This window comes from Pseudonocardia pini (assembly GCF_013870575.1).
Lineage (GTDB): Bacteria > Actinomycetota > Actinomycetes > Mycobacteriales > Pseudonocardiaceae > Pseudonocardia > Pseudonocardia pini.
Genome location: NZ_JACBXB010000005.1, coordinates 14275 through 35349 on the forward strand (window position 1 = coordinate 14275; position 21075 = coordinate 35349).

A 21075-nucleotide genomic window follows, 5' to 3' on the forward strand; every position below is an offset into this window, starting at 1 on the left:
CCGGTCATCGGAACCGCCCCGCGGAGGGCAGCTCGACGGTCGCCGCGCCCGGTGCGCAGAGCGTCCCGTCCTGCTTGCGGCCCTCGAGCTCGATCTCGACCACGAGTGCCTCGCCCTCGACACCGACGGCGGTCACGGTGCCCGTGCACGTCAGCGTGTCCCCGGGTACCGCGATGGCACGGTTCTGCCACCGGAATCGACGCAGCCGACCGTGCGGCCCCGCCCAGTTCAGGACGGTCTGGCTCAGGAGTGACCCGTGCAGGTGCGACTGCACCAGGACTCCCGGATAGCCCTCGGACCGCGCATAGCCCTCGTCGTAGTGGATCCGGTGGGAGTTCCACGTCGCCGCGCTGAAGCGGAAGAGCTGCACCTCGCCTGGGGTGACCACGAGGGGCGGGATCGCGTCGCCCACGGAGACCGGGGCGGCGCGGACGGTCGCGTCGCCCGTCATCGCGCGATCAGGCTCTCGCGACACGTGACCAGGGGCTGCCCCTGGTCGTCGGAGAACAGGTGCCGGAAGGTGAGGAGCAGCATCTCGCCCGTGGAGCTGTTCTTCAGCTCGACACTCTCCACCGTGGTCTCCACCGTCACAGCCGTCCCCTCCTCGATCGTCCGGTGGAACTCCAGGTCCTGTCCGGCGCCCATCAGCCGGAGTCCGGTCAACGGCAGCTCGTCGACGACGGCGGCGGCCGACCCGTCGTCGCGCAGGCCCTCGGTCGGGGGCCCTCCGGTCCACCCGACGACGGCGGGCACGTGCAGGGGATGAGCCGACACCCGGCCCGTCGCCGACGTCGGCCGTCGGTCCGCTCCCGCGCCCACCGCCGAGGCGAACCGCTCGATGGCGAGCCGGTCCAGCACCCCGAGCGGTCGGCTGCCGCCGGAGCCGACGAGAGCGCGGCACCTCGTGGCCGCCTCCCGGACGAGATCGCTCACGAGGACTCCCCCACCATCCGGCGGAGCGCCTTCTTCTCGATCTTCCCGATGGCCGTCCTGGGCAGCTCGTGCACGATCTGGATCGCGGTCGGGATCTTGAAGTCCGCCAGGCGTCCCCGGCAGTGCTCCGTGAGGTCGTCGGTCGACAGGGTGTGCCCGTCGTCGACCATCACGAACGCCATGACCGCCTCGTCACGGACCGGGTCCGGGACGCCGATCACCGCGGCCTCGGCGACCGCCGGGTGGGTCAGCAGGACCTGCTCGACCTCGACCGCCGCGATGTTCTCCCCCGCACGCTTGATCATGTCCTTGCGGCGGCCGCAGAAGTAGAGGTACCCGTCCCGGTCGAGGTACCCGTTGTCGCCGGTGTGGAGCCAGCCGTCGCGGAGGGCCTCCGCGGTGGCCTGGGGGTCCTTGAAGTAGCCCTTCATGAGCGTGACGCCCGGGGTGCCCGCCACGACGATCTCGCCGATCGTGCCGGTCGGTGCGTCGGCGCCCTCGTCGTCGACGATCCGGACGGCCCGGTCGTACAGCGGCAGCCCGACCGACGGCCATCGGTCCTCGCCCCGGAGGGGCGCCCGGGTGACGACGCACATCGCCTCGGACAGCCCCCACCCGTTCATCAGCCTGAGTCCGAACCGCCGCTCGAACGCCTCCTTCTCCTCGTCGAGCACGTTGATGGCGTAGAAGTTGACGCGCAGCGAGTGCGCCCGGTCCTCCTCGTCCGGAGGCTGTGCCAGGAGGGTGCGGACCTGCATCGCGACGAGGTTCGTGCTGGTCGCCCGGTGCTCGCGCACCTGACGCCAGTAGCGCCTGGCGCTGAAGGACTCGAGGACGATGCACGTCGCTCCGGCGACGAGGGCGGCCATCACCGTGGTGGTCTGGGCGTTGGCGTGGAACAGGGGCAGCGCGGTGATCAGCCGGTCCTCCGGGCCGAACTCGTAGCTGAAGACCTTCCGGACCCCCGCTCGGATCAGGTTGGCGTGGGTGACCATCACCGCCTTCGGGGCCGAGGTCGTGCCCGAGGTGAACAACAGCTCGCACACGGCGTCGCCGTCCAGCGGGACGTCCGGAGCCTCGCCGCCCGCCAGGCCCAGGCCCTCGACGGTCCGCTCGGCGGCGCGACCGCGCGGGCCGTCGGCCAGGATCCCGAGGACCTCCCCGGAGTCGGCCCGGACGACCTGGTCGAAGAGCCGCTCGTAGGCCGCGGTGGTCACGTAGGCGACCGCCTCGGAGTGCTGGACCAGGTGGCGCAGCTCCCGCTCGGTGTTGGCGGTGTTCGACGGCACCGCCACCGCTCCGATCCACGCCAGCGAGAACCACGACACGAGGAAGTCGGGGCAGTTGGGCAGGTGCAGGACCACGGCGTCGCCCGGTCCGATGCCGAGCCCGCTGAAGCCCTGAGCGGTGCGGCGGACCAGGTCGACGAACTCGTCGTAGGTGAACGTGGACGTGGTGCCCTGCGCCGACTCGAAGACCAGGAACGTCCGGTCGCCGTGCCGCTCCTGCTGCGCCGAGAGGAGCTCCCTCAGGGTGCGCGGGCTCGCCCCGTCGCCGCTCATACCCGCGCCAGCTTCATCGCGGCCTCGGCGATCCGCTCCTCGTCGGGCAACCACTCCTTCTCCAGCACCGGGCTGTACGGGGCCGGGACGGACCGAGCACCCACCCGCATGATCGGTGCGTCGAGGAACCAGACCCCGTCCTCGGCGATGCGCGCCGCGATCTCGGCGCCCACCCCGAAGTCGCGGTGCGCCTCGTGCACGACGAGCAGCCGGTTCGTCTTGCGGACGGAGTCCAGCACGGTGGCCACGTCGAGCGGGGCGATGGTGCGCAGGTCGATCACCTCGCACGAGATGCCGTCCGCCTGCAGTCTCTCGGCGACGGCCTCACACGCCAGAGCGGATCGCGAGTAGGAGACCATGGTGAGGTCGGTGCCCGTCCTGCGGATCGCGGCCTTCCCGATGGGCACGAGATGGTCCGGCTCGCAGCGCGGCCCCTTCTGGCCGTACAGCAGTCGGTTCTCCACGAACACGACCGGGTTCGGGTCCTGGATCGCGGCCCGGAGCAGTCCGTAGGCGTCGGCGGGGGTGGAGGGCATGAGGACCGTCAGCCCGGGGATGTGCGCCAGCATGGCCTCGAGGCTCTGCGAGTGCTGGGCACCGGACGACCGACCGGCACCGAACTGCGTCCTGATCGTCAGGTTCATCGACGCGCGGCCACCCGTCATGTACGGAAGCTTCGCCGCCTGGTTCATCAGCTGGTCGAGACAGACTCCGATGAAGTCGAAGTACATGATCTCCAGGACCGGCTTGAGGCCGGCCATGGCCGCGCCGACGCCGAGCCCGACGATCGCGGTCTCCGAGATCGGGGTGTCCCGGACGCGCTCCGGCCACTCCTCCTGCATCCCGCGCATGATGCCGAAGACGTTGCCGCCCTTGCCCACGTCGATGCCGGCGATGAACACGGACTCGTCCGCCTCGATCTCGTGGCGCAACGCCGCACCCACCGCCTGGTAGGTCTTCCAGATGCCGTCGCCACGACCGGTGGTGGGCGTGAAGGGCTCGACCTCCGCGGCGGGGGTCGCCGGACGCTCGACGATCATCCCGACGCCGAGCTCGTCGGGCTTCGGGTGGGGCGCCGCCATCGCCTCCTCGACGGCGCGGTCGAGCAGCTCCTCGACCTCCCGCTCGACCCTCTCGACCTCGGATCGCACACCGCCGACCTCGAGCTGCCCCCGGGTGACGTCGAGCGGGTCCGCGAAGGTCTGCGAGAAACCCTTGCGGTACAGCTGCGGATCGCCCTCGTAGTGCCCCTGGACCCGGAGTGTCACCGCCTCGACGAGGCACGGGCCCCTGCCGGCCCGGACGTCGGCGAGCACCTCGACCATGAGCTGCGACGTGGCCGCGACGTCGTTGCCGTCCACCCGGTGGTAGGCGAGGTCGTAGCCCCTCGCACGCGTCTGCAGGTCGACGGGTTGCTGGTCCGCGGCGGCGGAGAACTCGGAGAACTGGTTGTTCTCGCAGAACAGGACGAAGGGGAGCTTCCAGAGCGCGGCGAGGTTGGTGGCCTCGTGGAACGCCCCGGTCGAGACGGCACCGTCGCCCAGGAAGGCCACCGCCACCCCGCTCGTCCGGCGCAGCCGTGCCGCCAGCGCGGCCCCACCCGCGATCGGGATGCCGGCACCCACGATGCCGTTGGCGCCGAAGATGCCCCGGCTCGGGTCGGCGACGTGCATGGAGCCGCCCCGCCCGCGGCACACTCCCGTCTCGCGCCCCATGAGCTCGGCGAACAGCTCGCGGGGATCGAGCCCCTTGGCGAGCGCGTGGCCGTGGCCGCGGTGTGTGGACGTGATCACGTCGTCGGTGGAGAGGTGGCGACACGCCCCCACCGCGGCGGCCTCCTGGCCGATCGCGAGGTGCACGAAACCGGGGATGTGACCGTCGCGGTACAACCGGCCCGCGCGTTCTTCGAACCGTCGGATCGTGTACATCGAGCGGTACATGTCGAGGAGATCGTCCGCGCCGATCGCGGTCCGACCCACCGTCGCCTCCCCCGCGGTCACTGCGGACCGATCGGCAGCTCGTCGGGCACGACGTCCGGTGTCGGCTCGCTCCGGTGTGACGGGGTCGTCCCCGAGATGCTGTCGAGGATGACCTTCGCGCCGCCGTGGGACGAGTAGCCCCCGTCGAACGGGATCTCCGCACCGGTCAGGAAGCTCGATTCCGGTGACATGAGATAGACCGCGAGATGGGCGATCTCGGCGGGCTGGGCGGGCCTGCCCGCGGGGGTGAGCGACAGCTGCGTGTCGAGCAGCTTCTGCGGTGCGCCGGAGTTGATCTCGGTGTCGATGAACCCCGGGTGGACGATGTTGACCCGGATCCCGAGCGGTGCGAGCTCGAGCGCGGCGACCTTGGTCAGCCCGCGCAGACCCCATTTCGCAGCGGTGTAGGACACCTGGTGGTGCGCGGACAGCGCGGCGATGGATCCCACGTTGAGGATCGACCCGCCCTCGGTCATCAACGACGCCACGTGCTGGATCCCGAGCATCGCACCCGTCAGGTTGACGGCGATGCCCCTGTTCCAGCCCTCGAGCGGGATGTCCAGGATCCGCCCGCGCTGGGGAGCCCCGGCGTTGTTGATCAGACCGTGCACCACCCGCCCCTCCTGGGCGAGGGAGGTGGCCAGCGCCTGCCAGTCCTCCACCGAGGTGATGTCCAGATGGCGGTACTCGCACCGGCCCAGACTCGACAGGCCCTCGGCGAGGGACTGGCCGACCTCGTCGACGATGTCGGTGACCACGACCGCGGCACCCTGCTCGAGCAGGGCGGCCGCCTCGGCCGCGCCCTGCCCGCGAGCTCCGCCGGTGATGACGATCGTCCTGCCGTGTAGCCGCTTCCCGTCCTGCATGGACCCCTCCGCGTCGTTGTTCGTGATGTCGTCGAGCGCACTCACCGCAGCCGGACCTTCAGCGACGTGACCTCGGAGACGACGGGTGTGTGTCGCACCGTCCAGTCACCGTCGAGGCGAAGGTCGGGGAAGCGCTCGAGGAAGACCGACACGCACTCCTGCACCTCGATGCGGGCGAGGAAGCGACCGATGCAGCTGTACTGGCCGTTGCCGAACATGACGTGCTGGCCGGTGCTCTGGCGGTCGGCCACGAAGGTGTCGGTGGCGTCTCCGAAGGCCCGCGGATCCCGCTGGGCGGCACGCACGTTGACGTGGACCTGGCTCCCGGCGGGGACGTGCACGCCGAAGAGGTCGACGTCCTCGATGGGCACCCGGAGGATCGAACCGAACCGTGGCCGCAGCCGGATGGTCTCGTCGACCGCCGCCTCGACCCCACCCGGCTCGCGGAGCAGGCTCTCCCACCTCGAGCGCTCCTCGAGGAGGACACCGAACGCGATCGCGATCTGGTGGACGGTGTTGTCGATGCTGGCCGCCATCAGGGTCACCGCCTCGTCGACGAGCTCGGCGTCGGACAGGCCGGACTTCTCCTGCTCGCGGATGAGCCGGGAGGTGAAGTCGTCCCCGAGCTCGGCCGACCGTGCCCGGATGTGCTCCGCGGCGAAGCGCCGGGCCTCGATCAGCGCGTCCACGGACTCCTGCTGCCTGCTGAGGTCGACGGTCAGGATCGGGCTGATGATCCCGTCGGACAGGGCCGCGGCCGTCGCGGCGAAGCGCTTGTCGGCCGAGACGAGGTGGCAGTACATCCGCGGAGGCAGCTGCCAGGCGACGGCCTCCAGCAGATCGGCCGTGTCACCGTCGGCGATCTCGTCCGCGAGGTCCTCGGCGATCTCCCGGGACACGTCGCGGAGCGACTCGCTGGTCCGCGGGCTGAGCAGCCGGCTCAGTGGCCGACGCAGCCGCTTGCGCGCCGGGCCCTGGGACGAGATCAGCATCCGGTCCCACATCTCCCGGACCGGACCCTCCCGCAGCTCGAACGCGTCGAGGCGCTCCGACCACCGGGTTCGCAGCAGAGGGTGCTTCAGCACGGCGTGGCACTCGTCGTGGCGCAGCACCTCGAGGCCGCGCTCGCTCCTGGCCGCCCAGCCGAGCTCCCTCAGCCGGTCCAGCTCCGCAGGAGGGCTACCCGGCTCCAGGAGGGGCAGCTCCGCGATCTCCGTGGTGGTCATTCCTTGCTCCCTCGTGTGCGTTCCCGCCGATCGAGCCGCGGGACGAGGCACGTCGTCACGCTCGAACGGCGGCCACGATAACCGCGGGCCGCCCGACGCCGAGGCGACCTTCCCGACATCCGGAAGCCCTCCGACACGGCGGCGACATACACGCTGAACTGTGCTCCCGCACCGAGCCTGTGGGCCACGTCGCACTCGACGGGGCCTCACTCAGGCCCGTGGCGTGCGGCGAGGCGAGTGCAGAACGAACGCCGGCTGTGGCATCGGTCGAGAGCCCGGCCGGACCGTCGAGCTGCCTCGTGCCGAGCCGCCCGCGCGACAACCCGACCGAACCCCGACGACGTGTGGAGTTGGCCGAATGACAGCTATCGATCGTCCCAGAATGCCCTGGCGACGGAGGTCCGCCTCGCGTCACCGTTCGACCGGACTCGGCGTCCTCGTCGCCTCGCTCCTCGTGCCGGCGCTGGTCGCCTGCGGCGGCGCGACCGGCGGGGCCGCCGCCACCGGACCCGCGTACGTCGTCCCCGCCGAGGTGAAGGCCTCCGTCGAGGCGGCCTACAACAGCAAGGACGTCGCCCCGGAAGGCCCGTCGGTCACACCGCTGCCGAACCAGTCGATCTGGATCGTGAGCTGCGGTGAGGCCAACGTGGGCTGTGCCACCCCGGCGAAGGGCGCGCTGGAGGCCGCCCGCGCCGCCGGGATGACGGCCACCGTGTGCGACGGCAACTTCGGTGTCGGCGACGCGTTCAACGTCTGTTTCCGCCAGGCGATCGCCGCCGGTGCGACGGGCATCGTCTCGCTCATCGAGTGCCCGTTCATCCCCGCCGCCTACCAGGCCGCGAAGGACGCCGGCATCCCCGTCGTCAGCCAGGCCTTCGACTGCGACGACCCCAACAGCAAGACACCGGGGGCGCCGCTGTTCAGCACCAAGCTCAAGTGGAACGCCGAGTACGAGACGACCGCGGAGTTCCGCAGGGCGTCCGGCGAGCTGCGCGCCGACTGGTCGATGTACACGACGGACGGGAAGGCGCAGGCGATCATGCTGGACCAGCAGGGCGCCGTCGGTCCGCGCTACATCAGCGAGGGGTTCACCCAGCGGTTGGCGACCTGCACCAGTTGCTCGGTCTCCGACTCGATCGGCTTCTCCGCCCAGGACCTGCAGTCCGGCGCCCTGAAGCAGATGTTCTCGTCGAGCCTCGCGGCGAACCCGAACGCCAACGTCGTCTTCGCCCCCTACGACCCCATCCTCACGGCCGCCGAGGCCCCGCAGGCGTTGCGCGCCACCGGACGCGCGCAGCAGACGAAGGTCATCGGCGGCGACGGCTACACCCCCAACCTCGACCTCATCCGGCAGGGGATCCAGACCGCCGACCTGGCGTTCGACGCCAACTGGCTCGGGTGGGGGATGGTGGACACCCTGATCCGTGTCGAGAACGGCCAGGAGGGCATTCCGATGGGGCTCAGCTACACCTTGATCGACGCCACCCACAACCTGCCTCCGGAGGGTGCGGCGTTCACCTCGAAGGTCGACTACCGCGCCGCGTACCTCGGTATGTGGGGCCGGACCTGATCGTCGCCACCGACCAGGAGGAAGCACATGTCTCTGCCCTCATCTGACACCACGGTCGACCCGCCCGGGCCCCTTCGCCCCGGTGCCGACGTCGCGGTCCGGCTGCGCAACGTCACGAAGCTCTACCCGGGAACCGTCGCCCTGGACGACGTCAGCATGTCCGTCCGGAGGGGGACGATCCACGCACTGCTCGGCGGGAACGGCTCCGGCAAGTCCACCGCGGTCAAGGTGCTGGCCGGGGTCGTCTCGGCCGAGCCGGGCGGCGTCGTGGAACTGGGCGAGACGGTCGTCGACGCCGCCGCGGTCACCCCGCGGGTCGCCCGCGCCGCGGGCCTTCGTTTCGTGCACCAGGACCTCGGGGTGTTCGCCGAGCTCTCGGTGGCGGACAACCTGTCCATCGGGCACGGGTACGCCACCACCGGCATCCGGTGCATCGACCATCGGGCGGTGCACTCGCGGGCGGAGCGCCTGATCGCCAAGTACCACATCGACGGCGCTCCCGACACGCCCTTGCACCGGCTCAGCCCGTCCGCACGGGCACTCGTCGCCATCGCTCGGGCCCTCGAGCAGGACGAGGACCCGGAGAGCCCCTCGGCCGACGGCATCCTCGTCCTCGACGAGCCGACGGCCGCGCTGCCCACCGACGAGGCGAACCGGCTCTACACCTCGCTGTCGAGGCTGGTGGCGGGCGGCACGACCGCGATCCTGATCAGCCACCGTCTCGACGAGGTGCTGGAGCACACCGACACGGTGACGGTGCTGCGCGACGGGCGGCACGTCAGCACCGCCTCGACCCGAGGGCTGACCAAGACGGCACTGGCGGAGCAGATCGCGGGCCGGACCGTGCGGTCCCCCGACCGGGTCGCCCGGACGGCGGCGGAGGTGCCCCGGCTGCGGCTGTCCGACGTCGGCGGAGCCAAGCTGCGCGGCGTCAGCCTCACCGTCGACGCGGGCGAGATCGTCGGCATCGCCGGTCTCGTCGGATCGGGCCGCTCCAGCCTGCTCCGCACCGTGTTCGGGGTGGAGGACCGGAGTACGGGCCGGATCCTGCTCGACGGCGAGGAGGTCGACACCCGCTCGGGGCCTGCGGCGATGATGCGCGACGGGGTGGCCTTCCTGCCCGAGGACCGCGCCACCATGGCCAACTTCGCGGACCTGACGATCCGGGAGAACCTGCTGGCCGCCTCGGTCCGCAGGTACTGGTCGGGCGGTCGGATGCGCACGAGCCGGGAACGTCGCGACGCCCGGGCGCTGGTCACCCGGTTCGGCATCAAGGCACCCGACGTGGACCTGCCGATGTCGTCGCTCTCCGGCGGTAACCAGCAGAAGGTCCTGCTGGCCCGGTGGCTGTCGCGCGATCCCCGCCTCCTGCTGCTCGACGAGCCGAGCCAGGGCGTGGACGTGGGCGCTCGCGCCGACATCTACCGGATGATCCGCGAGGCGGCCGCGCTCGGAGCCGCCGTCCTGGTCACGGCGTCCGAGTTCGACGAGCTCGCCACGTTCTGCGACCGCGTCCTCATCCTCCGGTCGGGCTCCGTGGTGTCGGAGACGACCGAGCCCGACGTTCAGACGCTCACCGCCGCTGTCTACGACGACCCTGCTGACCACCCTGCTACGGAGACCACCCCATGAGTTCCACGACCAGGCTCCAACCGAGCGAGACGACCGACGGCGTCCCCGCCGTGCCGAAGCGGGACGGCCGGGCCCGGGTGAGCGAGTTCCTGGAGCGTTTCGGCCTGCTCCTCGTCCTCGGGCTCGTCCTGGTGTTCTACGCGTTCTCCGACGCGACGTCCGGTGTGTTCTTCACCAGCGCCAACCTGGTCACGCTGCTCGGCAACCAGGTCGTCGTCCTCCTCATCGCCGTGGGCGGCATGATCCCGTTGCTCGGCGGCTACTTCGACCTCTCGCCCGGCGCGATCGCCGGGGTCGCGTCCGTCGCCACCGCAGCGGCGATGGCGGACTTCGGGCTGCCGGTGCCGGTGGCGATCGCGTTGGCCGTCGCGCTGGGCGCGGCCGTCGGGTTCGTGAACGGGTTCCTCATCACCCGCTACGGCCTCAGCGCCATCATCACCACCCTCGGCATGAGCCTGCTGCTCACCGGCGCGATGCTGCTGTACACCTCGGGCGGCAGCATCTCGACCGGGATCGACCAGGACTTCATCGCCTTCGGGTCGCTGAACTGGGCCGGTGTCCCCCGGCTGCTCTTCGTCCTCGTCCCGATCCTGGTGCTCGCCTGGCTGCTGCTGGAGAACTCGCCCTACGGGCGCTACCTGCAGGCGCTGCGATCGAGCCGGGACGCCGCGGCGCTCGTCGGTCTCAACGTCAACCGCATCGCGGTGTCCAGCTTCGTCCTGGGAGGCGCGTTGGCGGGCTTGGCGGGAGTGCTCCTCACGGCTCGCTCGGGCGCCGCGGACTCGACGGCGGGGCCCAGCTTCCTCTTCCCCGCCTACGCGGCGATCTTCCTCGGGGCGACGTCGATCCGGCCGGGCCGGCCCAACCTGCTCGGCACCGTCCTGGGGGTCTTCTTCGTCGCGGTGCTCGTCTCCGGCCTGAGCCTGCTCGGCGCGGCGGTCTGGGCGCCCTCCGTGTTCAACGGCGTCGCCCTCCTGGTCGCCGCCGGCATCGCGACCTACCTCGCGCGCCGCCGCGGGGCGCGCTCGATGATGCACTGACGGGGCGGTCCCCACCTCCGCGGGTGCCGGACGACGCACTGCGTCGCCCGGCACCCGCATCCCCGAGATCCCGCAGGTGTGTCAGGCCCGTACCGAGCCGATCACGCAGCTTCCGGAACGCGGAATTCAGCAGGTACGGTGAGGAAATGTCATCGCATGCAACGGAGCACGCGTCGTCCCGGACAGCCGCGGGCTCCGCTGCGGCCCGCAACACGACGGGGTCCGTCACCCTGCGTGCGCTCGCCCTGCTCGATGCCTTCAGCCCCGAGCACCCCAGCCTCACGCTGTCCGACCTGGCGAGACGGGCCGGTCTGCCCGTCTCCACGACCCACCGGCTCGCCGCGGACCTGGTCGAGTGGGGCGCCCTGGAACGGGACGAGGACGGCGCCTTCCACATCGCGCTGAAACTCTGGCGGGTCGCGAACCTGGCGCCCCACGGCAGCCTGCTCCGCTCGGTGGCGATGCCGTACCTCTACGAGCTCTTCCGCGTCACGCGCCAGAAGGTGTACCTCGCCGTACGGTCCAACCAGGACGTCTTCGTCGTGGACCGTGTCGAGGGGCTCGAGGCGCTCACCGCGCTCAGCCCGCCGCGAGGCCCCTATCCCGCCCACGCCACCGGCCTGGGCCAGGTCCTGCTGGCCTTCGCCCCGCCGGACGTGCTCGCGGACGCGCTGAGCAGACCGCTGACGTCCTTCACCTCGCGCACGCTGACCGACCCGGGGCACCTGCGACGAGCGCTCGCGGACGTGCGGCGCGGCGGGGTCGCGGTCGTCGACCGCCAGCTCACGAACCAGCACCTCGCCATCGCCGCGCCCGTCCGCGACGGGGACCGCGCGGTCTCGGTCGCGATCTCCGTCTTCACCCGGGCCGACAACCCCGAGATCCGCTCGCTCGGGCCGCAGGTCCGGGCCGCCGCCCGAGCCATCTCGTGTTCGCTGACCGCGATGCGGACCTCGGACACCGCTCCCGCGCGCATCCGGACGCATCCGGCACCGTCGGACCGCCTGTCGCACACCACTGACCGCTCCTGACGCCGGCCGCCGCGGCACCTGCCTCTCCCGACGGGACCGCCGGCTTCCGCTATCCGGGAAGACGGCACCGTCGCCCCGGGCGGCCGGCTAGCTTTGCGGTGCGGAGGACGTCGTCCGGGCGCAGGGTTCGGTGTCGACTCCTCCTTTCACGACCGATAGTCGGCGAGGAGATCCGCGCCTCTCGGATCTCCCGACGCCGCCGGCGGGACGCGCCCACTCCAGGGCGCCCCGAAAGGCAGGGTGGATCGATGACCGTTGCAGGCGAGCTCATGTCCAAACAGCGACTCGCGCACTTCGAGCGGAAGGTCGAGGAGGACATCGCCGACGGCGCCTACTACGGTGCGGCCGTCCGGGTGGCGCGCCGCGGGGAGGTCCTTCTGGACCTGGCGGTCGGGTCCGGTGACCGCGACGGCGACCAGGTGATCCGACAGGACTCGGTCTTCAGCATCTTCTCGCTCACCAAGGCGTTCACGAACGTCCTGGTGCTCAGGGCCGCGGAGCTGGGGCGGCTGGCCCTGACCGACCGGGTCGTGGACATCCTTCCCGAGTTCGTCGGGAGCCCGCGGGACCGCGCGACGGTGCTGCACCTGCTCACCCACTCCTCGGGCATGCCGGGGCTCTGGGAGGTGGGCCACGGAACCACCGGCGACCGGCTGGACGACGTCCTCGCCGTCATCTACGACCACGTGCACGGCGTCGTGGAGCCGGGACAGCGTTGCGACTACTCCCCGATGGTCAACCATGCGCTGCTCGGCGAGGTCCTCCGCCGCACGGACCCGGACGGGCGCGGAATCACCGAGATCCTCACCGAGGACCTCTTCGCTCCTCTCGGCATGGTCGACACGGCCTTCGGGATCAAGCCGCACATGCGACCGCGACACGTCGTGCCGGACATGCGCGGCACCATTCCGGTCGGGGTCCCGTCGACCACGAGGTCCGGTGAGTACGGACTCTTCGAAGCCGACTCGAACGAGGCGACCTGGGTCGGGACCGCCTCGACCACCGCGGATCTGCACCGGTTCGCCGAGATGCTCCGCACCGGCGGGACACTGGACGGAACGGAGATCCTCTCTCCCCGGACCATCGAGATCGCGCGGCGCAACTGGACGGGTGAGATCGAGAACGAGCTCACCCGCGGTACCGCGCTGCGCGCTGGGCTCAGCCCGTCGCCCGCCTACATCGGCCTGGGCTTCAACGTCCGAGGCACCGCCGCCGTTCGGCACCAGTTCGGGCTGCTCGCCTCGGCGGAGACCTACGGCAACGCCGGGGCCGGGAGCAGCCTCCTGTGGGTCGACCCGACGACCGACGTGACGTTCGTGGCCCTGACCGCGGGAGTCATGGCGTCCACCCCCAGCCTCGACCGTTTCCAGCGGTTGTCGGACGTGGTCCACGCAGCGGTTCGGTAAGCCACCGGACGGCCGAGTCCGCCCGCGCCCGCCGCTGCTGTACTGCTGACCGAAAGGAGGACCGTTCATGTCCACGATCGGTACTCACCCCTCTGCCCTCAGGGGCCGCCAGTCCGACGAATGGCGGGCCGGTGGCAGGACCGCTGCCTTCTCCGCGATCGGCTACGGCGCCGGCCCCATGCTCTTCATGATGACGGCGAGCGTCTTCGTCAGACCGATGACGGAGGCCACCGGCTGGAGCACGACCGAGGTGCTGCTGGGGCCGATCTTCATCGTGTTCTTCAACGCAGCCGCTCTCGTGGTCGGCAGGCTCGTCGACCGGAGAGGCATCCGCACGATCATCCTGGTCGGCTTGGTCCCCTACATCGCGCTCGTCGCGCTGATGGCGTTCCTCCCGGTCACGAAGATCACCTTCTACGCCCTCGGCGCGGCGATCGGCGTGTTCGGTGCGTTCGGGGGCCAGGTGCCCTTCTACAAACTGATCACGTTGTGGTTCGACAAGAGCGCGGGCAAGGCGTTCGGTCTGCTCGGTGCCGGCGCCGGAGTGATGCCGATCCTGGCGATCCCCCTCGTCACCTGGGCCGTCTACGGAGCAGGCTGGAAGACCGGCTACCTCGTTCTGGCGGGGTTCACCCTGCTGCTGACCATCCCCGCGGTGGCGATAGGCGTGCAGGTTCCCGCAGGTCAGGAGGTCAGCACCGCGGCCGAGGCGACCGCAGGCGCAGAAGGCCGCCCTCCGGTCAGCGCCCGGACCGTGCTCACCTCGGTCCGCTTCTGGATCTTCGCCTTCTCGGTCCTGGTGATGTACAGCGGGGCATCGGCGTTCACCGCCAACATGCAGCCGATCCTGCTCGACGGTGGCCTCGGAGTTGCGGTGGCCACGACCGTCACCACGGTCTTCACCGCCGGCATGGTGGTCGGCAGGCTGGCGGCAGGCGTACTCCTCGACATGGTGTCGCGCTACTGGGTGGTGATCGGGATGCTCACGCTGTCGACCCTCGGCGCCCTCACGCTCACGCAGATCCCGGCGCTGCCTGCCGTCGTGGTCGGGGTGGGGGCGTTGATGGTGGCGCTGAGCCTGGGCGCCGAGGGCGACATCATGTCCTACTTCCTCGTCAAGGACTACGGGCCGCTGATCTTCGGGGTCCTGTTCTCCGTGTGCATCGCGGTGGCGGGCGCCAGCGGCTTCGTCTTCCCCTACCTGTTCAGTGGGATCCGGGAGAGCACCGGCAGCTACGACGCCGCCTGCTACCTCGGCGCGGCGTGCTTCGTCGTGGGCGGGCTGGCTCTCGTCGTGTACGGGCTGCTCGGACGTCGCCGGTCGGCCGCGGCCGTCGACGAGGCGACCGAGGCCTGACGCGGACGGGGTCCACCCGAGGGCCTGCATGCCGTCGAACGCGCGGCAGCAGCGCGCCGACGGCTGTGCGGCCCGGCGACGCGAGAGGGCCGAGGGACGGACGACGCGGGCGGCCGGCCGCCGAACCCATGGTGAGGGCGGTGGGCGCGGTAGGGTTCGAACCTACGACCGCTCGGGTGTAAACCGAGTGCTCTCCCGCTGAGCTACGCGCCCCGGCCCCCGGGACCGCGAGGCCCCGGGGGTCGGTGATCAGAGTGCTGCGATGGCCTTCTTCCAGGCGTCCTGGTCGCGGGCCTCGCCGGGCTGGTTGACCTCGGCGAAGGCGACCTTGCCCTGCTTGTCCACGAGGAACGTGCCGCGCACGGCCATGCCCGCGCCCTCGTTGAACACGCCGTAGGCCTTCGCGGTCTCGCCGTGCGGCCAGAAGTCCGACAGCAGCGGGAAGGTGTAGTTCTCCGCGGTGGCCCAGGCCTTCAGCGAGAAGGTCGGGTCCGTGGAGACCGCGAGGACCTGGACCTCGTCGTTCTGGAAGGTCGACAGGTCGTCCCGGACCGTGCAGAGCTCGCCGGTGCAGATCCCGGAGAACGCGAAGGGATAGAACACCACCAGGACGGCCTTGTCGCCGCGGAACGACGACAGGGTCACCTCCTGCTTGTCCTGGTCCTTGAGCGTGAAGTCGGGGGCCTCGGATCCCACCTCGGGTGCCATGCGTCGCTCTCCTCGAAGGCGTGCGGGGAACCCACCGGTGCTCCCGGTGGGTCGCTTTCCCCCTGAGCCTAGACCGGGGGCCGCTTCCGGTTCGCCTTCGGCGGCACGAGCCGCTGACCGACCCAGTCGCCGAGGGTGACGTTGGAGGTCTGCGCCAGGCCCGCAGTGGGTGCGGCCTCGGCGATATCGCTCGGCTCGAGGTGCCCTGGTTTGCCCGTCTTGGGCGTGAGCACCCAGATCGTCCCCTCGTCCGCCATCATCCCGCGGGCGTCCACGAGGGTGTCGACGAGATCGCCGTCCCCCTCCCGGAACCACAGCAGTACGACGTCGATGACCTCCTGGGCGTCCTCGTCGAGGATGTCCTCGCCGGTGACGTCCTCGACGGCGTCTCGCACCGCGTCGTCGACGTCGGAGTCATAACCCAGTTCCTGGACGACCATGCCCGGCTCGATGCCGAGCTTGCCCGCGATGTCGGACGTCCGTCCGGCATCTTCCGCGGCGACCACGCGTGCACCTCTTTTCCTCTGACGGCGGCACGACGATGCGCCGCCTCCACTGGTGTTCGGATGCGGAATCCGAACACGACCATGCGGCCCTGCGCAACCGCCGTACCGTGATCGGGCGCCGAGGGGCACGATAGAGGCCATCGCCCGACCCTCCGTCGCGCACCGTGGACGGCGGCCCGGGAGACTGGAACGGACCACGTACGAGCCATGCAGGGAGACCCCTTGACCGGCCAGAGCACCACCGGCGACAGCAACGGCAGCGCGGCGGGCGGCACGGACGGCGGCCCACCCCGCGTCCACGTCATCCGCGACGGACTCGCCGCCCACCTCCCGGACATCGATCCCGAGGAGACGGCGGAGTGGCTCGACTCGTTCGACGCCGCGCTGGACAACGCGGGCCAGCAGCGGGCCCGCTACCTGATGCTCCGGTTGCTCCAGCGCGCGCGTGAGCGGCACGTCGGCGTCCCGTCGCTGACCAGCACGGACTACGTGAACAGCATCCCCACCGACCGCGAGCCGTGGTTCCCCGGGGACGAGGACGCGGAGCGCAACTACCGCCGGTGGATCCGCTGGAACGCGGCCATGACGGTGCACCGTGCCCAGCGGCCCGGGATCGGGGTCGGCGGACACATCTCGTCGTACGCCTCGTCGGCCACGCTCTACGAGGTCGGCTTCAACCACTTCTTCCGGGGCAAGGAGCACCCGGGCGGCGGCGACCAGGTCTACATCCAGGGTCACGCCTCCCCCGGCATCTACGCGCGCGCCTACCTCGAGGGCAGGCTGTCGGAGGACCGGCTCGACGGGTTCCGCCAGGAGGTGTCGCACGGCGGCCCCGGGCACGGCCTGCCGAGCTACCCGCACCCGCGGCTGATGCCGGACTTCTGGGAGTTCCCGACCGTGTCCATGGGCCTCGGCCCGATGAACGCGATCATGCAGGCGCGGTTCAACCGCTACCTGCGCGACCGCGGCATCAAGGACACCTCGGACCAGCGGGTCTGGGCCTTCCTGGGCGACGGCGAGATGGACGAGCCGGAGTCCCGCGGGCTGCTCCAGGTGGCCGCGGGCGAGGGGCTGGACAACCTCACGTTCGTCGTCAACTGCAACCTGCAGCGGCTCGACGGCCCGGTGCGCGGCAACGGGAAGATCATCCAGGAGCTGGAGTCCTTCTTCCGCGGCGCGGGCTGGAACGTCATCAAGGTCATCTGGGGCCGCGAGTGGGACGCGCTGCTGCACGCGGACCGCGACGGCGCCCTGATCAACCTGATGAACACCACGCCGGACGGTGACTACCAGACCTACAAGGCGAACGACGGCGCCTACGTCCGGGACCACTTCTTCGGTCGCGACCCCCGGACGAAGGCCCTGGTCGAGCCGCTGTCGGACGACCAGATCTGGGGCCTCAAGCGCGGCGGCCACGACTACCGCAAGGTCCACGCCGCGTACAAGGCGGCGACCGAGCACAACGGCCAGCCGACCGTCATCCTGGCCAAGACGATCAAGGGCTACGGCCTGGGCTCGCACTTCGCGGGGCGCAACGCGACCCACCAGATGAAGAAGCTCACGCTCGACGACCTCAAGCAGTTCCGGGACGAGCAGCGCATCCCGATCTCCGACGCCACCCTCGAGGCGGACCCGTACCTGCCGCCGTACTACCACCCCGGCGAGGACGCCCCCGAGATCAGGTACATGGAGGAGCGGCGCCGGGCCCTCGGCGGCGCGCTGCCCTCGCGGCGCACCACCTCGAAGGCGCTCGTGCTGCCGGGCGACCCGGCCTACAGCGCCGTCAGGAAGGGCTCGGGCAAGCAGGAGGTCGCCACGACAATGGCGTTCGTCCGGCTGCTCCGCGACCTGATCAAGGACAAGGGGATCGGCGGCCGGATCGTGCCGATCATCCCGGACGAGGCGCGGACCTTCGGCATGGACTCCATGTTCCCGACGCAGAAGATCTACAACCCGCACGGCCAGCAGTACACCTCTGTGGACGCCTCGCTCATGTTGGCCTACAAGGAGTCCGAGCAGGGGCAGATCCTGCACGAGGGTATCAACGAGGCGGGCTCGGTGGGCTCGTTCACCGCCGTCGGGACCTCGTACGCCACGCACGACGAGCCGATGATCCCGGTCTACATCTTCTACTCGATGTTCGGCTTCCAGCGCACCGGCGACTCGATCTGGGCGGCCTCGGACCAGATGGCCCGCGGCTTCCTCGTCGGGGCCACCGCGGGCCGCACGACGCTGACCGGCGAGGGCCTGCAGCACAACGACGGGCACTCGCTGCTGCTCGCCGCGACCAACCCCGCCGTCGCCGCCTACGACCCGGCCTTCGGGTACGAGATCGCGCACATCGTCAAGGACGGCCTGCGCCGGATGGTGGGCGACGAGCCCGAGAACGTCATCTACTACCTGACCGTCTACAACGAGCCCTACCAGCAGCCTGCCGAGCCCGAGGGGCTCGACACCGAGGGTCTGCTCAAGGGCCTCTACCGGTACCTGGAGGTGCCGACGGGCAGCGCTGGCCCTCAGGTCCGACTGCTCGGCTCGGGCGTCGGACTGCCGTGGGCGATCCGGGCGCGCGAGCTGCTCGCCGAGGAGTGGGGTGTCGGCGCCGAGGTCTGGTCGGTGACGTCGTGGGGCGAGCTGCGCCGCGACGGCGTCGAGGCCGAGCACCACAACCTGATCCACCCGGACGCGGAGCCGCGGGTGCCGTACGTGACCCGGGCGCTGGGCGGGTCCGACGCGCCGGTCGTGGCGTCGTCGGACTGGATGCGGGCGGTGCCGGACCAGATCCGGCAGTGGGTGCCCGCGCCCTTCGTGTCGCTGGGCACGGACGGCTTCGGTCTCTCCGACACCCGGCCCGCGGTGCGGCGGTACTTCGCGGTGGACGCGGAGTCCATCGTGGTCGGGGCGCTGTCCGCGCTCGCGGCGCGCGGGGAGGTCGACAAGGGGGTGGCCGCCGAGGCCGCCGCCAAGTACCGGATCGACGACCCGCAGGCGGCCGGGCCGCAGACCTCGGACTCCGGAGTGGCCTGAGACTCACCCGTCCGGGGGAGGGGTCCCGCCGATCGGACCCCTCCCTCCGGCCAGGTACCGACCCTCGTGTTTCGTCCCGGTTCCGGGACGAATACACAGCTCACGACCTCTCGGCAAGCGACGCGAATCACGCTAGGCTCCGCCCGACGCCGACCCACCAGGTGGTGGTAAGGGGTCCCGGCCAGGCGCGGACAGTAGTGGCCTGCCGGCGTTTTCCCGGGGCGAGCGCCCCGTGAGCACGCACGAGGAGAGCAAGAATGGCAGAGGGCACCGTCAAGTGGTTCAACAGCGAGAAGGGCTACGGCTTCCTCGCTCCCGACGGTGGTGGAGCGGACGTGTTCGTGCACTACTCCGCTATCCAGGTGAACGGCTACAAGAGCCTCGACGAGGGACAGCGCGTGTCCTTCGACATCGAGCAGGGCCAGAAGGGCCCGCAGGCCACCGGGGTCACCCCGATCGGCTGAGCCCACACCTGGGGTCCCGGGCCACCGGGCCTCCACCACCCACCGGCGCACAACCCGTTCCGCTTGCTGCCTCCTCGTGGTGCGTGTCAGCGAACGATCCGTACGTCGTCGACGGCCGGGGTGACCAGCGGGACCGGGTCACCCCGGCTCTCGATGTCCGGGACTCGGTCGAGGGCACCTCGGCAGGCACGCTCACGGCCTGAGGTCGCTGCCCATCGTCCACACGAGGACCTCGGCACCGCGATCGCCCGCGGTCAGGGTGACCCCCTCGTCGGTCAGCCGCAGCTCGTCGCCCTCGCCCACCTCTCCGGGCGGGACCGTCGCGCTGCCCGCGGCGAGGTAGACGTGCACGAAGGGTGCGGGCGTCAGCTCCCAGACCGCTGCCGCGGGCAGGCGCGCCGCCCAGAGCGCGGCGTCCGCCCGGCGAAGCGACAGGGGGCTCGAGACGGACCTCTGCTCTGCCCGCTCCGGTGCGGGTGAGCCCTCGGCTGCCCGCACGGGGGCGGGCAGGGCAAAGGTGTCGACGGAGGCACCCGCGGCGACCAGGACGGGGCTGCCCGAGGCCAGCTCCTCGGAGAGGTCGCGGGACCGCAGCTCCGGGGGTGCCAGGGCGTCGGGGACCAGCCAGGACTGCACGAAACGTGTTCCCACGGCGCTGAGCTCGGCGTGCTCCACGCCCGTGCCCGCGGACAGGACCTGCACCGTCCCGGGGCGCACCGTCCGGGCGTTGCCCAGCGAGTCGCTGTGCTGGAGCTCCCCCTCCACCACCCACGTGACCAGGTCCGCCTCGTGGTGCGCGTGCCGCGGGTAGCCCGCGCCGGGGGCGAGCCGCTCCTCGTTGTGCGCCAGCAGGGCGCCGAAGAAGGCGTTCGCCGGGTCGTAGTGCGCGCCGAAGGCGAAGCCGTGCCGGGCCTCGCAGCCCTCGTGCACGGTCACCGCCCGGTCGATGCCGCGTCTGCGCTCCACTGTGACACCACCTCCAGCGTGTCATGCTTCTCCCATGACCCTGTCCGACGTCCAGGCGGTCTCCGTGGCCACGCTGCGACGCCTGGAACGGGCGACCGGCGACCTCGCGGCCGCCTGCCTGTCGGCCATGGAGGACGGGCAGCCGTGGTTCGCCCGACTGCCCGCCGACCAGCGCGCCGGGGTCCTTCTCGTCACCCAGACGGGTGTCAGCAACTTCGTGGCCTGGCTCGGTGAGCCCTCGGAGACGATCCGGCTCACCGCCGAGGCCTTCCGGATCGCGCCGCGCGACCTCGCCCGCAGGCTCTCGCTGCGCCAGACCGTCGACCTCGTGCGGATCGCCACCGAGGTGTTCGAGGAACGGCTGCCGCCGCTGGCCGCCGACGACGCCGAGTACCGGATCCTCGTCGAGGCCGTGCTGCGGTTCGGGCGCGAGATCGCCTTCGCGGCCGCCACCGTCTACGCCAACGCGGCCGAGACCCGCGGAGCGTGGGACGCACGCCAGGAGGCCCTCGTCGTCGACGGCGTGGTGCGCGGCGATGCGGACGACGCGCTGGTCTCCCGCGCCGCCGCCCTCGGCTGGGACCCCGCCGCGGCCGTACGCGTCATGGTCGGTAGCCCGCCGGAGGACCGCGGGGACGCCGCCGACGCGAACACCGTGGACGCCGCCGAGGTCCTCTCCGGCATGCGCAGGCACGCGACCCGGCTCGGCCGCTCCGTGCTCGTCGGCGTGCAGGGCGCGCGCCTCGTCCTGCTGCTCACCGAGCCCCGCGGCCGGACCGCCCCCGACGAGCGTGCGCCCGCG

Annotated in this window: 17 protein-coding genes, 1 tRNA gene and 1 pseudogene; 9 read left to right on the plus strand and 10 right to left on the minus strand. The window is 71.2% G+C overall.

Annotated features, from left to right (window positions below; all coding sequences use genetic code 11):
• Nucleotides 1-4: 4 nt before the first annotated feature.
• Genes H5J29_RS01100 through H5J29_RS01125 form a run of 6 tightly spaced genes read right to left on the minus strand, consistent with a single transcriptional unit; the run spans nucleotide 5 to nucleotide 6566 of the window.
• Nucleotides 5-451, minus strand: coding sequence for an FAS1-like dehydratase domain-containing protein (locus H5J29_RS01100; RefSeq protein WP_181778981.1), 447 nt, complete (start codon nucleotides 449-451; stop codon nucleotides 5-7).
• Entirely contained in the window at nucleotides 448-933 is a 486-nt protein-coding gene (locus tag H5J29_RS01105; RefSeq protein WP_181778982.1) for an FAS1-like dehydratase domain-containing protein, read from the minus strand. The genes H5J29_RS01100 and H5J29_RS01105 overlap by 4 nt, the downstream gene beginning before the upstream one ends.
• Complete coding sequence (locus H5J29_RS01110; protein WP_181778983.1) at nucleotides 930-2495, minus strand: AMP-binding protein; 1566 nt, start codon at nucleotides 2493-2495, stop codon at nucleotides 930-932. Before H5J29_RS01110 ends, H5J29_RS01105 begins: the two co-directional genes overlap by 4 nt.
• On the minus strand, nucleotides 2492-4474 hold the full coding sequence (locus tag H5J29_RS01115; RefSeq protein ID WP_312858010.1) for an alpha-ketoacid dehydrogenase subunit alpha/beta: 1983 nt from the start codon (nucleotides 4472-4474) through the stop codon (nucleotides 2492-2494). The genes H5J29_RS01110 and H5J29_RS01115 overlap by 4 nt, the downstream gene beginning before the upstream one ends.
• Nucleotides 4475-4491: 17 nt before the next feature.
• The gene (locus H5J29_RS01120; RefSeq protein WP_220186855.1) at nucleotides 4492-5385 is read right to left on the minus strand and encodes an SDR family NAD(P)-dependent oxidoreductase; all 894 of its coding nucleotides are present in this window, start codon (nucleotides 5383-5385) and stop codon (nucleotides 4492-4494) included.
• On the minus strand, nucleotides 5382-6566 hold the full coding sequence (locus tag H5J29_RS01125; protein ID WP_181778984.1) for a cytochrome P450: 1185 nt from the start codon (nucleotides 6564-6566) through the stop codon (nucleotides 5382-5384). The genes H5J29_RS01120 and H5J29_RS01125 overlap by 4 nt, the downstream gene beginning before the upstream one ends.
• Before the next feature lie 454 nt (nucleotides 6567-7020).
• Here H5J29_RS01125 and H5J29_RS01130 point away from each other — a divergent pair, with 454 nt between their 5' ends.
• From H5J29_RS01130 to H5J29_RS01155, 6 genes are all read left to right on the plus strand, one after another.
• Nucleotides 7021-8136: a sugar ABC transporter substrate-binding protein gene (locus tag H5J29_RS01130; protein ID WP_181778985.1), complete on the plus strand. Its 1116-nt coding sequence runs from the start codon at nucleotides 7021-7023 to the stop codon at nucleotides 8134-8136.
• 27 nt (nucleotides 8137-8163) lie between these two features.
• Nucleotides 8164-9768 (plus strand): sugar ABC transporter ATP-binding protein, encoded by a 1605-nt coding sequence (locus H5J29_RS01135; protein WP_181778986.1) that lies wholly within the window; start codon nucleotides 8164-8166, stop codon nucleotides 9766-9768.
• Nucleotides 9765-10808 (plus strand): ABC transporter permease, encoded by a 1044-nt coding sequence (locus tag H5J29_RS01140; protein ID WP_181778987.1) that lies wholly within the window; start codon nucleotides 9765-9767, stop codon nucleotides 10806-10808. The genes H5J29_RS01135 and H5J29_RS01140 overlap by 4 nt, the downstream gene beginning before the upstream one ends.
• 146 nt (nucleotides 10809-10954) lie before the next feature.
• Nucleotides 10955-11839 carry an IclR family transcriptional regulator gene (locus tag H5J29_RS01145; RefSeq protein ID WP_181778988.1) on the plus strand — a complete coding sequence of 295 codons (885 nt, stop codon included), beginning with the start codon at nucleotides 10955-10957 and terminating at the stop codon, nucleotides 11837-11839.
• Nucleotides 11840-12087: 248 nt separating this feature from the next.
• Nucleotides 12088-13245, plus strand: a complete 1158-nt coding sequence (locus H5J29_RS01150) for a serine hydrolase domain-containing protein (RefSeq protein WP_181778989.1) — start codon at nucleotides 12088-12090, stop codon at nucleotides 13243-13245.
• A 67-nt stretch (nucleotides 13246-13312) separates the two neighbouring features.
• Nucleotides 13313-14602 carry an MFS transporter gene (locus tag H5J29_RS01155; protein ID WP_181778990.1) on the plus strand — a complete coding sequence of 430 codons (1290 nt, stop codon included), beginning with the start codon at nucleotides 13313-13315 and terminating at the stop codon, nucleotides 14600-14602.
• Between the two features lie 141 nt (nucleotides 14603-14743).
• On the opposite strand, the gene H5J29_RS01160 is transcribed toward H5J29_RS01155, so the two are convergent.
• The 3 genes from H5J29_RS01160 to H5J29_RS01170 all read right to left on the minus strand — a co-directional run bounded on the left by H5J29_RS01160 (nucleotide 14744) and on the right by H5J29_RS01170 (nucleotide 15816).
• Nucleotides 14744-14815, minus strand: a tRNA-Val gene (locus H5J29_RS01160).
• Nucleotides 14816-14851: 36 nt separating this feature from the next.
• Nucleotides 14852-15310, minus strand: coding sequence for a peroxiredoxin (locus tag H5J29_RS01165; RefSeq protein WP_181778991.1), 459 nt, complete (start codon nucleotides 15308-15310; stop codon nucleotides 14852-14854).
• Between the two features lie 68 nt (nucleotides 15311-15378).
• Nucleotides 15379-15816 (minus strand): DUF3052 domain-containing protein, encoded by a 438-nt coding sequence (locus tag H5J29_RS01170; protein WP_181778992.1) that lies wholly within the window; start codon nucleotides 15814-15816, stop codon nucleotides 15379-15381.
• A 303-nt stretch (nucleotides 15817-16119) separates the two neighbouring features.
• Between H5J29_RS01170 and aceE the strand changes: the two genes are divergently transcribed.
• Nucleotides 16120-18843, plus strand: coding sequence for a pyruvate dehydrogenase (acetyl-transferring), homodimeric type (gene aceE, locus H5J29_RS01175; RefSeq protein WP_312858011.1), 2724 nt, complete (start codon nucleotides 16120-16122; stop codon nucleotides 18841-18843).
• A 257-nt stretch (nucleotides 18844-19100) separates the two neighbouring features.
• On the plus strand, nucleotides 19101-19307 hold the full coding sequence (locus H5J29_RS01180; RefSeq protein WP_181778994.1) for a cold-shock protein: 207 nt from the start codon (nucleotides 19101-19103) through the stop codon (nucleotides 19305-19307).
• Between the two features lie 192 nt (nucleotides 19308-19499).
• Here H5J29_RS01180 and H5J29_RS01185 read toward each other — a convergent pair whose 3' ends face one another.
• On the minus strand, nucleotides 19500-20273 hold the full coding sequence (locus H5J29_RS01185) for a pirin family protein (RefSeq protein WP_181778995.1): 774 nt from the start codon (nucleotides 20271-20273) through the stop codon (nucleotides 19500-19502).
• 34 nt (nucleotides 20274-20307) lie between these two features.
• Between H5J29_RS01185 and H5J29_RS01190 the strand changes: the two are divergent.
• Nucleotides 20308-21075 (plus strand): annotated as a pseudogene (locus H5J29_RS01190) (PucR family transcriptional regulator); the annotation flags it as partial.

What these genes read in the sequence shown, in the direction of transcription:
- H5J29_RS01155 (WP_181778990.1), top strand. Translation starts at nt 13,313, where the DNA reads ATGTCCACGATCGGTACTCACCCCTCTGCCCTCAGGGGCCGCCAGTCC.
- H5J29_RS01140 (WP_181778987.1), top strand. Translation starts at nt 9,765, where the DNA reads ATGAGTTCCACGACCAGGCTCCAACCGAGCGAGACGACCGACGGCGTC.
- H5J29_RS01180 (WP_181778994.1), top strand. Translation starts at nt 19,101, where the DNA reads ATGGCAGAGGGCACCGTCAAGTGGTTCAACAGCGAGAAGGGCTACGGC.
- H5J29_RS01165 (WP_181778991.1), bottom strand. Translation starts at nt 15,310, where the DNA reads ATGGCACCCGAGGTGGGATCCGAGGCCCCCGACTTCACGCTCAAGGAC.
- H5J29_RS01125 (WP_181778984.1), bottom strand. Translation starts at nt 6,566, where the DNA reads ATGACCACCACGGAGATCGCGGAGCTGCCCCTCCTGGAGCCGGGTAGC.
- H5J29_RS01145 (WP_181778988.1), top strand. Translation starts at nt 10,955, where the DNA reads ATGTCATCGCATGCAACGGAGCACGCGTCGTCCCGGACAGCCGCGGGC.
- H5J29_RS01110 (WP_181778983.1), bottom strand. Translation starts at nt 2,495, where the DNA reads ATGAGCGGCGACGGGGCGAGCCCGCGCACCCTGAGGGAGCTCCTCTCG.
- H5J29_RS01100 (WP_181778981.1), bottom strand. Translation starts at nt 451, where the DNA reads ATGACGGGCGACGCGACCGTCCGCGCCGCCCCGGTCTCCGTGGGCGAC.
- H5J29_RS01150 (WP_181778989.1), top strand. Translation starts at nt 12,088, where the DNA reads ATGACCGTTGCAGGCGAGCTCATGTCCAAACAGCGACTCGCGCACTTC.
- H5J29_RS01135 (WP_181778986.1), top strand. Translation starts at nt 8,164, where the DNA reads ATGTCTCTGCCCTCATCTGACACCACGGTCGACCCGCCCGGGCCCCTT.